General features: G+C 39.8%; 14 protein-coding genes. 4 read left to right on the top strand and 10 right to left on the bottom strand.

The window, feature by feature from the left end; all coding sequences use genetic code 11:
- Position 1 precedes the first annotated feature (1 nt).
- Complete coding sequence (locus F935_RS04140; RefSeq protein WP_016137751.1) at positions 2-721, bottom strand: UDP-2,3-diacylglucosamine diphosphatase; 720 nt, start codon at positions 719-721, stop codon at positions 2-4.
- A gap of 15 nt (positions 722-736) precedes the next feature.
- Complete coding sequence (locus F935_RS04145) at positions 737-1,246, bottom strand: peptidylprolyl isomerase (RefSeq protein ID WP_016137752.1); 510 nt, start codon at positions 1,244-1,246, stop codon at positions 737-739.
- Positions 1,247-1,414: 168 nt separating this feature from the next.
- On the opposite strand from F935_RS04145, the gene F935_RS04150 reads away from it, so the two are divergent.
- Positions 1,415-3,142 carry a glutamine--tRNA ligase/YqeY domain fusion protein gene (locus F935_RS04150; protein WP_016137753.1) on the top strand — a complete coding sequence of 576 codons (1,728 nt, stop codon included), beginning with the start codon at positions 1,415-1,417 and terminating at the stop codon, positions 3,140-3,142.
- A 114-nt stretch (positions 3,143-3,256) separates the two neighbouring features.
- Here the strand turns inward: F935_RS04150 and F935_RS18975 are convergent, their stop codons facing one another.
- From F935_RS18975 to F935_RS04175, 6 genes are all read right to left on the bottom strand, one after another.
- Positions 3,257-3,370, bottom strand: a complete 114-nt coding sequence (locus F935_RS18975; protein ID WP_080592263.1) for a hypothetical protein — start codon at positions 3,368-3,370, stop codon at positions 3,257-3,259.
- A 146-nt stretch (positions 3,371-3,516) separates the two neighbouring features.
- Positions 3,517-4,239, bottom strand: coding sequence for a glutamine amidotransferase (locus tag F935_RS04155; protein WP_016137754.1), 723 nt, complete (start codon positions 4,237-4,239; stop codon positions 3,517-3,519).
- 166 nt (positions 4,240-4,405) lie between these two features.
- Positions 4,406-5,221, bottom strand: coding sequence for an ethanolamine ammonia-lyase subunit EutC (gene eutC, locus F935_RS04160; RefSeq protein ID WP_016137755.1), 816 nt, complete (start codon positions 5,219-5,221; stop codon positions 4,406-4,408).
- A 10-nt stretch (positions 5,222-5,231) separates the two neighbouring features.
- Positions 5,232-6,617, bottom strand: coding sequence for an ethanolamine ammonia-lyase subunit EutB (locus tag F935_RS04165; RefSeq protein WP_016137756.1), 1,386 nt, complete (start codon positions 6,615-6,617; stop codon positions 5,232-5,234).
- Between the two features lie 13 nt (positions 6,618-6,630).
- Positions 6,631-8,067, bottom strand: coding sequence for an ethanolamine permease (eat, locus tag F935_RS04170; RefSeq protein WP_016137757.1), 1,437 nt, complete (start codon positions 8,065-8,067; stop codon positions 6,631-6,633).
- A gap of 220 nt (positions 8,068-8,287) precedes the next feature.
- Positions 8,288-9,799 (bottom strand): acetaldehyde dehydrogenase ExaC, encoded by a 1,512-nt coding sequence (locus F935_RS04175; protein ID WP_016137758.1) that lies wholly within the window; start codon positions 9,797-9,799, stop codon positions 8,288-8,290.
- A 142-nt stretch (positions 9,800-9,941) separates the two neighbouring features.
- Here F935_RS04175 and F935_RS04180 point away from each other — a divergent pair, with 142 nt between their 5' ends.
- Positions 9,942-11,132 carry a helix-turn-helix domain-containing protein gene (locus F935_RS04180; protein WP_003652386.1) on the top strand — a complete coding sequence of 397 codons (1,191 nt, stop codon included), beginning with the start codon at positions 9,942-9,944 and terminating at the stop codon, positions 11,130-11,132.
- Here F935_RS04180 and F935_RS04185 read toward each other — a convergent pair.
- Positions 11,129-12,097, bottom strand: coding sequence for an alpha/beta hydrolase (locus F935_RS04185; protein ID WP_016137759.1), 969 nt, complete (start codon positions 12,095-12,097; stop codon positions 11,129-11,131). The genes F935_RS04180 and F935_RS04185 overlap by 4 nt on opposite strands.
- 194 nt (positions 12,098-12,291) lie before the next feature.
- Positions 12,292-13,464 (bottom strand): iron-dependent methanol dehydrogenase, encoded by a 1,173-nt coding sequence (mdh, locus tag F935_RS04190; protein ID WP_016137760.1) that lies wholly within the window; start codon positions 13,462-13,464, stop codon positions 12,292-12,294.
- A 230-nt stretch (positions 13,465-13,694) separates the two neighbouring features.
- On the opposite strand from mdh, the gene F935_RS04195 reads away from it, so the two are divergent.
- Complete coding sequence (locus F935_RS04195) at positions 13,695-15,407, top strand: AAA family ATPase (RefSeq protein WP_005039753.1); 1,713 nt, start codon at positions 13,695-13,697, stop codon at positions 15,405-15,407.
- Between the two features lie 43 nt (positions 15,408-15,450).
- Complete coding sequence (locus F935_RS04200) at positions 15,451-15,810, top strand: 5-carboxymethyl-2-hydroxymuconate Delta-isomerase (protein WP_005039756.1); 360 nt, start codon at positions 15,451-15,453, stop codon at positions 15,808-15,810.
- Positions 15,811-15,816: the final 6 nt, after the last annotated feature.

Consider the following 15,816-nt stretch of genomic DNA (forward strand, 5'->3'; position numbering starts at 1 on the left):
GCTAATAATTCCATACAATCAATTCGAGCTGTTGCGTATTTGAGGATGGATCAATTTCCAAAATATAAGCCTGATCTTCACGCCAATCGCCAAGAACAATTCGTTGTTTAGCTTGCACTTGATGAATTGAAGGGCGGTGAGTATGTCCATGAATCAATATGTCTACATTTGCTAAAGCAGAAATAACAGCTTGCTCATTCACATCCATGATTTCATAGCTTTTTTGCTGTTTATCAGCGGAGCTTCTTTTGCGAAAGCCATTCACTAATTTAGTGCGAAAACTGAGTGGGGTTCGGCGTAAAAGAGCGACTAAGAGCGGATTTCGAATAATTTTTTTAAATCTTTGATAGGAAACATCATCTGTACATAATGCATCGCCATGTTCTAGGCGATATTGATGTCCTGCGATATTGAGGGAATAAATGTCAGGGAGTAAGACGCCATTAAATTTATTGAGGAAAACCTGATTAAGCGCAAAATCACGGTTACCGACTTGAAAGTAAACCTGATTCCCTTTTTGGTTAAAGTCTTTTAAGGCCTCAACAATTTCATCAAGCCATGGCGCTGAATAATCATCTCCAATCCAAGCATTAAACCAGTCGCCTAAGATGTAGAGTTGAGTATTTTTATTTTGGTAATGCACCAATAAGTCTAAAAACCCTCGAACGAGTCGAGGGTGTTCAGGTGACAAATGTAAATCTGAGATAAACAGATAAGTCACAGCTTTATCCTAAAATTATTCAGAAATAATTTTAGCAGATTCGATTACAACATTTTCTAAAGGAACGTCAGCGTGATAACCGCGGTTGCCAGTGCGAACACCTTTGATCGCTTCAACAATGTCTAAACCTTCAACAACTTTACCAAATACAGCATAACCCCAACCTTGAGCAGTTTTAGAGGTATGGTTCAAGAAAGAGTTATTCTTCACGTTGATAAAGAATTGAGCAGACGCTGAGTGAGGAGCTTGAGTACGTGCCATTGCAACCGTACCTTCGTCGTTGCTTAAACCGTTATCAGCTTCGTTTTCAATTGAATCACGTGTCGCTTTTTCTTTGAAGTTTTCATCCATACCGCCACCTTGGATCATGAAACCATCAATGACGCGGTGGAAAATAACGCCGTCATAAAAACCGTCACGTACATATTCTAAAAAGTTTGCTACTGTTTTAGGTGCTTTTTCAGCATTCAGTTCAAGAACAATACGACCTTTATTGGTGTTTAATTCGACTTGAGGAAAACTCATTACATTAATCTCCTAAACATGGGCTTATGACCATGGGTTTTTGGTTGAGAGAAGCATAAGCAAACTGTAAACTACAAGGCAAGTAAAAAACGTTAAAATCTTTGTTAAAAATGAAGATAGCGTTTAAATTTTTCGAAATTTTATCTACAAAGAAGTGATTGATACACTATGAAGCCTAATGATGTTGTCTCGAGCCTGCCAAATAACCCGACACCGAATACTCATGCCTCTGTCGATTCTGCGCAGCAAGAACAACAGGCTGGCTTAGATTTTGTTCGCCAAGTTATTACTGAAGACTTAGCTGCCGGTCGTGCAAAGCAGATCGTAACGCGTTTTCCACCAGAACCAAATGGCTATTTACATATTGGCCATGTAAAAGCGATTTGCTTAAACTTTGGTGTGGCTGAAGAGTTTGATGGTTTATGTAATTTACGTTTTGACGATACAAACCCTGATGCTGAAGAACAAGAGTATGTTGACGGTATCGCTAACGATGTGAAATGGCTTGGTTTTAACTGGAATGGTGAGCCACGCTATGCATCGGGTTATTTTGATCAATTATATGCATGGGCTGTTCAATTAATTGAGCAAGGCGATGCTTATGTAGATTTACAATCTCCAGAAGAAATTAAGTTAAACCGCGGTAATTTTGTTGAACCTGGTAAAAATTCACCATACCGTGATTCATCTGTTGAAGAGAACCTCGCGCGTTTTGAAAAAATGCGTAGTGGCGAATTTAAAGAGGGTGGAGCTGTTTTACGTGCCAAAATTGATATGGCAAGCCCAAATGTACACATGCGTGACCCAATTTTATATCGCGTATTGCATTCAGAACATCACCAGACAGGTGATAAATGGAAAATCTATCCAATGTATGACTATGCTCATCCATTGTCTGATGCGATCGAGGGGATTACTCATTCGCTTTGTACATTAGAGTTCCAAGATCACCGTCCGTTTTATGACTGGATTGTAGAAAAAGTAAAATCTCAAGCAGTTCCACATCAGTATGAATCTTCACGTTTAAACGTGGATTACACCATTACATCAAAACGTAAATTACGTAAATTGGTGGAAGGTGGTCATGTGAATGGTTGGGATGACCCTCGTATGCCAACAGTAGTGGGGATGCGTCGTCGAGGGTTTACGCCAGAAGGTTTACGCGATTTCTGTAAGCGTGTGGGCGTGTCAAAAACTGATGGTATTGTAGATGTTGCAATGCTTGAGTTTTGTATTCGTCAATCTTTAGAAAATACAGCTGCGCGTGGTATGGCTGTTTTAAGTCCACTTAAAGTGACTTTAACCAATTTGCCAGAAGATATGGATCTTAACCACGCTCGCCATCCAAACGTGGATATGGGTGACCGTGTGATTCCTTTAACTAAGGAAATCTATATTGACCGTAAAGACTTTGAAGAAGTACCACCAAAAGGCTTTAAACGTTTAATTCCTGATGGTGAAGTGCGTTTACGCCATGCTTACGTCATTAAATGTGATGAAGTTATTAAGGATGCTAATGGTGAAGTCATTGAGCTGAAATGTTCGATTGATCCTGAAACCTTAGGTAAAAACCCAGAAGGCCGTAAAGTGAAAGGCGTAATTCACTGGGTATCTGCGACTAAAGGTATTCCTGCTGAAGTACGTATTTATGATCGTTTGTTCACAGAAGCAGATCCTGAAACAGGTGATGATTTCTTGGCAAACTTAAATCCAGATTCGATGAAAGTATTAGAAGCTGTCATTGAACCTGCTTTGGCACAAGCGAGTCCTGAAGATCGTTTCCAGTTTGAACGTGAGGGTTATTTTGTTGCTGATCAACATGATCATTCACCTGAAAAACCAGTGTTTAACCGCATTCTCGATTTGAAAGATAGCTTCAAACCTGAGAAAAAGTAAAACCCTTAAAATGTTTTTGAGCAAATAGCAGATATAAAAAAGCCCAATTCAGTTGGGCTTTTTTATATCTATTTTCTTACATATATTATGCTTTATGGTGCTTTGGCAAATAAGCTAAGCTGGATTAACCACATAGAAATAAAGAACAATGATGATAAGAAGAATAAATGCTAGCGATAAATAGGTATTCACCGTATTAAAGCTTTTAATAAATTTCAGGATTTCCATAATGATTTAACTATTTATATTTGTGAGTAAAAGTATAGTGAAACAGTAGACTTAATTTAATATAAAATGTTCCAAAAGATAGGTTATTAAGCTATCTTTTGGTTAATAAAAAAGCATTTAAACTTATTTGTAGTAATAAAAAGCCATTAACCACTATATCCAATTCGTTTAAGAAATTTTTGAATAACGTCAAAAGCAGCATGTTCGAGGCTTTGAGCATACTGCTGATTTTCTTCGCGAAGTTTTGGAATTGAAATATTTGCATGGCGAAGTTCACATGTATGACCAATGAGCCATTTTTCAAAATGTTCTTCAGTACTTTCAATATGAAATTGCAAAGCAAGAATATTATTACCGACTTCAAATGCCTGATTGGTATAAATATCTGAGCTTGCTAAGAGCACCGCATTTTCAGGTAGATCGAAAGTATCGCCGTGCCAATGTAGAACATGAACATTATTAAGCAAACCAGATAAAACCTGATTAGCACGTAAGCTTAAGCTCAGTGGACCCCAACCAATTTCTTTTTGATGCCCTGCATATACTTTTGCGCCAAGTGCATGAGCAATAAGCTGTGCACCTAGGCAAATGCCAAGAGTAGGCTTATCAGCTGCCAGACGTTGTTTAAGTAAAGCGATTTCATCTTTTAAGAATGGATAATCGTCAGTTTCATAAACTCCGATTGGACCACCTAAAATAATAGTTAAACCTTCATGTGCAAAAGCAGGGGTTAAATCATCTACACCCGCTTCAAAATAACGGACGCGAAATCCGAGTTGATAAAAGACATCTTCTAATGAACCTAAGTCTTCGAAAGCAAGATGCTGAATGGCATAAATAGTTTTTGGGAAGGCGTTTGTTGTGCTCATACAAATGATTCATAGAAGATCAATACGTGGAGTATAGCGATAAATATAAAGAAGAAAATATCTGTATAAATCGTCAATACCTGAAAATTGATATTTTTCGTTAAAATGATGTTGTTATGCAAAGGATTATCTATTTATGGATAAATCCCTAAACATATTCTACTGTTTAAAATAATAGCTTTTGAGTTCCCTCAAGACCTATATCTGAAAGTTGATGCTCATCTTTTAAATTAACTCCTGAAAAGCCGAGCTGTTTTGATTTTTTCATTAATGTCATTAAACGTTGTACCGCAACTGGAATACTTAAACCTGCTGAACGGACGTTGGAAATACAATTACGTTTGGCATCGAGGCAGCCTGAATATGCATTCCACGTGTAGTAAATTCCCATACTGTCAGGAGAGCTTAAACCTGGGCGTTCACCAATGAGCATCACTAGCATGGGTGCCTTAAAGATCTCAGCAACTTGATCACCTAAAGCAACCCGACTGCCTGTTGCCAGTGCAATGGGCGCAAGAGCCCAGTTTTCTTGCTGAACTTGCTCACTTAGCGCGGTAATGAATGGGATAGCATTCGCTTCAATTGCTCTTGCAGAGAGTCCATCACCGACCACAATACAAACATCGTATTGTTGAGGGCCTTCTGCATACTTCTTAATTAAGACATCTTTTGATTGATCTGAAAGCTGACGTCCTAAATCAGGACGTTTAAGATAGACTTCCTTATTAGGAGCATTACTTTGTACATGAAGACTTTGCAGCTGTCTTTGCGCTAATTGTTCAGATAAATAGGTAACATCCATGTCTTGATAAACCGCATCTTTTGCTTGTGCATGCGACAACTGAAATTCAAGTAAGGCTCGTGTTGGGATACTACAACCCGCACGGCCTAGAGCAATACGAGCATCAGTAAACTGTTTAAGTTTTTCCCACTGATCTTGATGGGTAGAAGATGGATATTGAATATCACGGTTCAGTTTCATAATTTTCTCCCTAGTTCATGAGCAGACGAGAGAATTGGTCAGGCATGTGGTCTGCCCAACAGATTTGAGAGTTTTGCTGTTTAAAAATACCTTGCTGTTCAAGCCAAGCTGAAAACTCAGGAGCGGGTTTTAAACCTAGGAGTTGTCTTAAGTAGAGGGCATCATGAAACGAGGTCGTTTGATAATTGAGCATGACATCGTCTGAACCCGGAATTCCCATAATAAAATTAATGCCCGCGGCACCAAATAGAGTAAGGAGAACATCCATATCATTTTGGTCAGCATCGGCATGGTTGGTATAGCAGATGTCGCAGCCCATGGGTACTCCGAGTAACTTACCGCAAAAGTGATCTTCTAAACCTGCACGTATAATTTGTTTGCCGTTAAAAAGATATTCAGGACCAATAAAACCAACGACTGTATTCACTAAAAGCGGATTGTATTTACGGGCTACTGCATAAGCGCGAGTTTCTAATGTTTGCTGATCAACGCCGTGATGTGCATTGCTGGATAAGGCACTGCCTTGACCCGTTTCAAAGTACATGACGTTTTGTCCAATAGTTCCGCGCTTGAGTGCAAGCGTGGCTTCATATCCTTCTTGTAGTAAATCAAGTGATATTCCAAAACCTTCGTTTGCCATTTGGGTGCCAGCGATTGATTGAAACATTAAATCAATTGGCACATTTTTTTCAGCCAGTTGAATACCTGAGCTGATATGTGTGAGTACACAAGATTGTGTCGGAATCTGATATTCCTGAATGACATGATCAAGTAATTTTAGTAGCTCTGACAAATTATGTATGTTATCTGTCGCGGGATTAATGCCAATTACGGCATCGCCATTGCCATACATCAAACCATCTAAAATACTGGCAGAAATACCGAGCACATCATCAGTAGGATGGTTCGGTTGTAAACGGGTAGAAAGATGGCCTTTTAAACCAATCGTGTTGCGAAATTGGGTTATCACCTCACATTTGCTGGCGACATAAATCAAATCTTGATTGCGCATAATTTTGCTGACGGCAGCTACCATTTCGGGGGTTAAACCAGCTGCTAATGCTTTTAAGCTTTGTGCGGTTGCTTCTTCTCCCAGTAACCAATTTCGAAAATCGCCTACTGTAAAGTGTGCAATAGGGGCAAAGGCTGCCAGATCATGTTCATCAATAATTAAACGGGTAATCTCATCAGTTTCATAATCGACCACAACCTCATTTAAAAAAGTTTTAAGCGGTACATCGGCCAAAGTCATTTGTGCCGCAACATGTTCGGTTGCATCTCTGGCCGCTACACCTGCTAGTTCATCGCCTGAACGTAATGGCGTTGCTTTTGCCATCAAGGTCTTCAAGTCAGCAAAGTGATAATGTTGATTGGCGACAATATTGCGATAACTCATAGTTGCATCCTTTTTATAGTTCTTGTTCTGCGGCTTTAATATTTGCAAACTCTTCTTCTGGTGTACCTTTCACTAAATGATAACGGCTATAGAATAAAAAGTAAGCAATAAATACGACATAAATAGCGGCAGCAATAAACCAAACTTTTGGATTAACAACAAAGCCCGCAACTACAGCAGCGACTGCTAGAACCAAGGCAATACTTGAAGTAACGATACCTCCAGGAGTTTTATAAGGACGAGGCATGTCGGGTTTAGAGAGGCGTAGTTTGATGTGGGATAAAAGAATCAACACATAAGAAATGGTGGCACCAAAAACCGCGATTAAAATCAGTGAATCGCCTTCTTTGGTGAGTGAAAGCAAGAACCCAATAATGCCCGGAATAATAATCGCAAGATAAGGTGCTTTATTTTTATTGGTTAAAGAGAGTGAAGTCGGTAAGTAACCAGCACGAGAGAGTGCAAAAATTTGACGTGAATAGGCATAGATAATTGAAAAGAAACTCGCGATTAAACCAGCTAACCCAACAAAGTTAACAAAAGTCGCAAGCCAAGTGTTGGTGCCATAAACTTTAACCAGAGCATCGACGAGGGGAGCGCCTGAGTTTTGCAAAGTACTTGCACCTGCTGCGCCCGCACCCAAGAATAAAATGAGCATGGCAAACGCCGTTAATATGAGCATTGCACCGATTAAACCGCGTGGGAGAGATTTAGCTGGATCTTTTGCTTCTTCGGCGGCTAATGGCACACCTTCAACTGCAAGAAAAAACCAGATTGCAAAAGGAACAGCGGCCCAGATGCCTAAATAGCCATGAGGTAGAAAACGACTTGCACCAGCTGCTGTGCCAACAGGAATATCTAATAAATTTTGTGTATTAAAATGTGGAACCATTGCCACAATAAAGACAACCAGAGCAACAGCTGCGACAAGTGTAATCGCAAACATAATTTTTAAGGCTTCGCCGGCACCTTTCAGATGTATGCCCATAAAAATGGCATAGCAGGCGAGGTAAATCATCCAGCCATTAATACCAAATAAAGATTCGCAATAACCACCAATAAATACAGCAATCGCCGCAGGGGCAATTGCGTATTCAATTAAAATAGCTGTTCCTGTTAAATAGCCCCCAAAAGGACCAAAAGCAGCACGCGCAAAACTATAACCGCCGCCTGCTGTTGGCATCATGGTGGACATTTCTGACATAGAAAGACATAGGCATAGGTACATAATTGCAGCGAGTGCAGTGGCAATAAACATACCACCCCAGCCACCTTGGGCTATGCCAAAGTTCCAGCCGGCAAAATCACCAGATATCACATAAGCTACGCCTAAACCAATCAGGAGTAACCAACCAACCGTACCTTGTTTGAGTTGACGCTGAGCAAAATATTCTGCTGATGAGACTTCTGTGCCTGAAGAAATGACGGAAGCTGTTTCTGGTTGATTCATACAATACTCCTGCGAGTGGGTTTGTATGAATCAATGCAAAAGCAATGCCTAAATGAAGCACTTCAGAGAGTAGATAGAGCTTTTTTATTCTAAATGATAAAAATTCAAGCTTAACAATCATAAATGAAGAAGCCAGCAATCTAAATTACTGGCTTCTTATATAATTAGGCATCTTATTTCTTTCTAGTGTTGATAGCTTGGTATCAACTTGGTGCGAAACTTAGAAGAAGCCCATTGGTTTAGTTGAATAACTCACCAGCAAGTTTTTAGTTTGTTGATAGTGATCTAGCATCATCTTATGGTTTTCGCGGCCAATACCAGACTTCTTGTAACCACCAAATGCAGCATGTGCAGGGTAGATGTTGTAGCAGTTTGTCCAGACACGACCCGCTTCAATAGCACGACCAGCACGGTAAGAAATGTGAGCTGAACGTGACCATACACCTGCACCTAAACCATACATGGTGTCATTGGCAATTTTAATTGCATCGTCAAAGTCTTTGAACGTTGTCACAGCAAGTACAGGTCCAAAAATTTCTTCTTGGAAAACTTGCATGCCATTGTGACCTTTAAAAATAGTCGGATCAACATAGTAACCATCGCCTACTTCTTTACGGCCGCTACCGCCAAGTAAGAGCTCTGCACCTTCTTCACGACCAGTGTTAATACAACGTAAGATTTTCTCTTGTTGTTGTAGAGATGCTTGAGCACCAATCATCGTTTCAGTATCAAGTGGATGACCAGTTTTAATACGTTTTACACGCTCGACGGCCATTTCCAAGAACTGATCAGCAATACTTTCTTGTACTAAAGCACGAGAAGGGCAAGTACATACTTCACCTTGGTTCAAGGCAAACATCGCAAAACCTTCAAGTGTTTTTTCTAAGAAGTCATCTTCTTTATCCATGATATCTTCAAAGAAAAGGTTTGGTGACTTACCGCCAAGTTCTAAGGTGACTGGAATAATATTTTCAGTCGCATATTGCATCACCATTTGTCCAGTTTGAGTTGAACCTGTGAACGCAATTTTTGCAATACGTGGGTTTGTCGCTAAAGGACGGCCGACTTCTGAACCGAAACCATTGACAATATTGAGTACACCCGGCGGTAAGATATCTTGGATGAGTTCAGCAACCAGTAAAATACCTACTGGTGTTTGCTCTGCTGGTTTAATTACAACGCAGTTACCAGCCGCTAGAGCAGGAGCAAGTTTCCATGCTGCCATTAAAATTGGGAAGTTCCATGGAATGATTTGGCCAACTACACCAAGTGGTTCATGAAAATGGTAGGCAATGGTATCTTCATCAATTTCAGAGATGCCACCTTCTTGAGCACGAATACAACCTGCGAAATAACGGAAATGGTCAATCGCAAGTGGAAGGTCTGCTGCTAAAGTTTCACGAACCGCTTTACCGTTATCCCAAGTTTCTGCAACAGCAAGCATTTCAAGATTTGCTTCTAAACGATCAGCAATTTTTAAAAGTATATTAGAGCGTACCGTTGGTGAGGCTTTATTCCATGTTGCTTTCGCTTTATGTGCTGCATCTAGAGCGAGTTCAATATCTTCGGCACTAGAGCGTGGAATACGGGTGAAAGCTTTTCCATCAACAGGAGATACATTATCAAAATATACACCCTTTACAGGTGCAACCCATTCACCGCCAATAAAATTTTCATATTGTGATTTAAATTGAACTTTTGAGCCTGGTTGATTTGGATCGATATAGCGCATATAAATATTCCTTTGCTTTTTAGGACTAAAGACTAACAAGAACCCTGTCAGTAGGTACTTTCGTACTTTGTATAATTAGGATATAAAGAAGAAGGTTGGAGAAAGGTTGGAATAGAAATGTGGATATATAAGGAATTTACAAATGTTCACAAAAAAGGATTTATTGCAGCAACGGACGTTGATTGATCAACTGCGTACGCAAAATAGTCTCTCTCCTCAAAATGCTGCCAAACTGGGTCAAAGTATTGCAAGCTCATGGGAACGGTCAGCCTCTGCTGCGATTCCTAAAGAGCGTTTTGCGGCTCCATTAGTCGAGAAAAAATCTGCTTCACAAAATGCTTTAGATATGGCTTTAAGTCAGTGTGCCGATGATTTACGTCATATTGCAGAGCAATCCTCAATGGTAATTGCCGTTGGTGACATTGGTAGTACGATCATTTGGACGGCAACAAGTGCTCAAATGCAAAGTGCAGCTGAGCGTGTTCACTTTGTGCAGGGTGGGCAATGGCGTGAAGAATTTGTTGGCACCAATGCATTGGCTTTGTCTTTAAAAACTCAGCAATCAAGTTGTGTTTTTTCTAATGAACATTATATGGAATCGATTCATGATTGGGTGTGCTATGCCGCGCCAATTATCGATCCATACTCAAAACAAACTCTAGGTGTCGTTGATTTATCGACTACTTGGAAGAACCATAATAGTTTAGGAATATTGGCTGCCGAACGTTGTGCATCAATTATTCAATCTGCCTTGCTAGAGCAGCAGCGTCAGCAATTACATATTCGTGCATTTTCGACGCCACAAGTTAAATTTAATGGCAAAAGTTTATTATTAACACCACGTCAAATTGAAATTTTGACGATATTGGCGTTATGTCCACATGGCTTAACTTTAGAGCATCTTTATCAGGCGCTGTATGGCGAACGTAAAGTAAGTATGGGCACACTTAAAGCTGAAATGTCTCAACTTCGAGATATTTTGGGTGGTTTACTCGGATCTCGGCCATATCGTTTGCTTGTACATGTTGAAGCAGATTTTTTACAAGCTGAACAGGCACTGGATGCTGGATATGCGGCTTCTGCTTTGCAGCTTTACACAGGTGTTTTTCTGGCAAAAACGGAAAGCCCGTTTTTATGTGCATGGCGTGACTGCCTTGAATCGCGCTTGAGCGATGCAATTTTTAAAACGCAAGAAACAGATTTATTACTTAAGCATTTAGCTCATTTCCCCGAAGCAATTGATGCGGTAGAACGTCTTATGGAGTTAGTACCGAGTGAACATCCCGCGCATCAATTGCTGATGAAATACCTTGATTCACCTAAGCTCAGTTAAGTGATTTTTTGATCCAGCCACTGGAACAACTGTTGATAAACTTGTTCTCGTACTGGCTGGACCGAAAGGACTAAATCATGCAAGCCATTGTGAATAGAGACAACAGAGACATCTCCTTTAATTTTTTTACCGTGTTTTTCAATGTCTTTAACATCTAAAATCACATCACTTTGAGTCGCATCAACTCCCCATTTTTTAGGGTTTTTAGTCTGATGAGAATGCATAATTAGTGCGGGAACATTGAGTTTAACCCCGCGATGTATTTCTTTTTGTGCCGTATGAATCGCATGTACAAAGCTGAGTTGAACAGTAGGGGCAGACGTTGGTTTCCAGTCCAGATTAAAGTCCCATTCGCCTTTAAGTTCTTTGTGAAGGCTTGCGGTGTACCATTTGTTCAGTTGGCTTGGGAATTTAACTTTAGGTAGATATTTTCCTACTCGGCTGAGCATTGGAATACCAAATTTCTTTTCGACCAAACTTAAATTAAAGTCGTAAAACGGACTATTTGCCCAAAGTGCTTTAATCAGAGGGTGGTTTGGGTGATGGGCAGCATAAAGCGTTGCTGTCAGACCACCTGTTGAATGACCTGCAAGCAATACTTGTGTGTGCTGTTCTTTAGCAATGATATCTAATGCTTGAGTAATTTCGGCATCGTATTCACTTAAATCAAGCACATTATAGAAGATTTGATGGGGTAGCTTGGAACGACCATATTTTCTTAAATCCAAGGCATAGAAGTCGTAACCATGCGCATTGAATTGTTCAGCCATTTCAGTTTGAAAGAAATAATCTAAAAAACCATGAATATACAGCACAGCTTTTTGAGTAGATTGAGCGGCCTTTTTACGAACCAGTGTGGCAACAACTTTACCTTCATAATCATCAGGAAAGTTTAGTGTGAGCTGTTCGTAGCCAGTACCTAAAATATCTGGAACATAATTTTGAGTAGCTGAGGATGTATTCATTTTTATCGAGCTATTGTATTTAAGACATGCTGAGTATCCTTCAATGAAATGGGAGAATTGTCAATCAGGTTTAGAGGTTGGATTGGAATAGAGGTTTAAAAAAAGGGAATACCGCTGGAGCTAAGTATTCCCCAAAAAGTAAGTCAACGGTCGGAGGGTTTGACTTACTAGAGGGATGTGCCATTACATCAAGATTAAAGTGCTGCTTTGAAAATCTCCACAACTTGTGCATGATTTGCTTTACGTGGATTGGTCAGCATACATGCATCTTTTTGAGCGTTATCGGCCATAACCGCAAGGTCTTCAGTTTTTACCCCTAGCTCTGTTAATCCAGATGGAATACCAATCGATGCCGACAATTTACGAATGGCATCAATTGCAGCATATGCAGCTTCCATCACCGTCAGTCCATGAGTTTTTACACCCATTAAATCTGCGATTTTTGCGTAACGATCTGGACAGGCAATTAAGTTAAATTCGCACACGTGTGGTAACAAGATTGCATTACATACGCCGTGAGGTAGGTTATAGAAACCGCCTAACTGGTGCGCCATTGCATGAACATAACCTAAAGATGCGTTGTTGAATGCCATACCAGCTAAGTATTGTGCATAGCTCATTGCATCACGCGCTTCGATATTTTCACCATTTGCGACAGCAGGTTGTAACCACTGGCTAATCATGGTGATGGCTTTTTCTGCACAGGCATCGGTAATTGGGTTTGCCGCCGTAGACACATATGCTTCAACAGCATGAGTTAAAGCATCCATACCCGTTGCAGCTGTTAGACCAGCCGGTTTTGCAATCATGAGTTTCGGGTCATCAATTGCAATGAGTGGGGTACAACGCCAGTCGACAATTGCCATTTTTACGTGAGTGTCTGTATTGGTAATAATACAGAAACGAGTCATTTCAGATGCAGTACCAGCCGTTGTGTTGATTGCAATCAGTGGTGTCATTGGGACTTTGCTTTTATCAATACCTTCGTAGTCACGAATATGGCCACCGCCAGCAGTGACTAGGCCAATCCCTTTTGCACAGTCATGAGATGAACCGCCACCTAGAGAGACAATAAAGTCACAGCCATTTTCGTTATAGGCATTTACACCGTTATGAACATTAATATCTGTTGGGTTAGGTTCTGCACCCGGGAAAATATGGCTCGCAACGCCTGCTTCAGTTAAATAGTTTGCAATAAGATCTGCGACACCAAATTTAAATAAGCCTGCATCGGTCACAATTAATGCTTTTTTTGCGCCGAGGTTTTGTGCCTTTGTACCAATTTCTTTGGCACATCCTGGTCCAAAGAGTGATACACAGGGAATATAAAAACCGTTTGTTTGATCTGCAATATTTTTAAAAGCCATGGAGTGATTCCTTCTTCCATAAATCCATTGTTTGTTATTACAGGTGAGCCTCACCATGGGCTTAGTATTGTGATGTGACGCTAATTTTCCTACCTACCAAAAACCTACCAAATATCATTTTATTATTAATTATTGATTTATATGGTTTTTACAGAAATTCTGGCACATTCATTTAATTTTTTCGGGAAAGTCGTTAAGCTATGGGCTGTTGAAGATGTACTTATGAGATTATGAAACAGGAAACTGCGCTTAAACTGCTTAAAGCAGGTGAAAATGTCTTTTTAACCGGCTCGGCTGGTGCAGGGAAAACCTATACACTTAATCAGTACATCCAATACCTAAAAGCACGTAAAGTGCCAGTAGCAATTACGGCATCTACAGGTATTGCTGCAACGCATATGAACGGCATGACGATTCATACATGGGCAGGCATCGGGATTAAAGATCAGTTAACTGATGATGACCTAAAACGTATGAAAGAGCGTAAATATCTCAAGGAACACCTTGAAAATGCGCAAGTTCTCGTCATCGATGAAATTTCGATGTTACATGCAAAACAGCTTAATCTGGTGAATCAGGTTTTAAAATATTTTAAAGAAAGCGATGAGGCATTTGGCGGTATCCAAGTCATTGTTGCCGGAGATTTCTTTCAGTTGCCACCAGTTGGACGTAATAGTGAAGCCAACCGTGACAAGTTCTGTTTTATGTCTGATGCATGGGTCGAAGCTAAATTTCGCGTATGTTATTTAACAGAACAACATCGCCAAGATGATGAAATTCTAAATCAGATTTTAAATGCTATTCGTGCGCAAAATATTCAATCAGATCATTTACACGCATTACGTCAATCACGCTCCCATGATATTGGTGAGACCTTTACTCGCCTCTATACGCACAATATGGATGTCGACAATATCAATTATCAGCACTTAAATGAAATTGATAATGAAGGGCATCAATTCAATGCGGTTTTAGATGGTAATGAAAAACTGGTAGAAACTTTAAAATCTTCGGTACGTGCACCAGAAGAACTCACCTTAAAGAAACATGCAAAAGTCATGTTTGTAAAAAACAACTTTGATATGGGATATATCAACGGGAGTTTAGGTGAAGTCATTGGTTTTGAAGAAGATGATGAAAATGGTTTGCTACCAAAGGTGAAATTGACCGATGGCACGACATTGCTGGTTGCGCCTGAAACTTGGTCAGTTGAAAATGATGCAGGTAAAGTGATTGCCAGTTTCCAGCAAATTCCACTTCGTTTGGCATGGGCGATTACCATTCATAAAAGCCAAGGGATGACCTTAGAAGCTGCTGAAATTAACCTCATGAACACCTTTGAAAAAGGTCAGGGTTATGTTGCGCTTTCACGTTTGAAATCTTTAACTGGATTAAAGTTATTAGGGATTAACGAGCAAGCTCTAGAGCTAGATAGTTTGGCTGTGAAAGCCGATCGTCGTTTCCAAGAGTTGTCTAAAGAAGCAGAAGACAACTTTGCAGATGTAGATTTAACTGCTCAGCACAAAGCATTTATTCGTCATTGTGGCGGAACTTTAAATGAAACTGAGATTTCTCGTAATGAGAAAAAACTTTCAAAAGGTGCGAAACAAAATTATGCCTCGGCAACGCTAGACGAAACACGTGCGTTGTTTGAAGAAGGCTATGAGATTGAAGATATTGCACATGAACGTGGCCTTACCCCAGCGACAATCATTAACCATTTGGCTCGACTGCATAAAGAACAAAAACTGGATATTTCGGTTGCCCATCCTGGGGAAGAAGTGGTGGAAGAAATCCGAAAAATTTATAAGAAACTGAAAAAACGCCAAAATCCAGATCATTTTTCTGATGATGGTTCGATCAAACTAAGACCAATCGTTGAAGCAACCAGTCCTCGAATGGGATATGATCAGGTTCGATTAGCTTTATTATTTATTGAGTAAAGTTTAATTAGCTTAATTACTTATTACATAAATTGAGGTGGCTATGCCGCACATTGTAGTTGATTATTCAGATAACTTAACTGGATTAAACGCAAAACAATTACTTGAAGAAATTAATACAACGCTCATTGAAACAGAGTTGTTTAGTCCAGAAGACATTAAAAGCCGTGCGCGTAAAGATGATGTTTTCCTAATTGGTTTGGGACTAGAACAGGCTTATATTCATGTAAAAGTTTATATTTTGTCGGGAAGAAATGCAGAGCAAAAACAGCTGATGGGTGATCAGTTGTTAGCGGCACTCAGCAATAAAAATTATCTACAACAAGAGTTTAATAAAGAAATTCAATTGTGTGTTGAACTTGTTGATATGCCAAAAGAAGATTATTTTAAGCAAGTTGTATAATTTTAA

It is taken from the genome of Acinetobacter calcoaceticus ANC 3811, assembly GCF_000399665.1.
GTDB classification, from domain to species: domain Bacteria; phylum Pseudomonadota; class Gammaproteobacteria; order Pseudomonadales; family Moraxellaceae; genus Acinetobacter; species Acinetobacter calcoaceticus_B.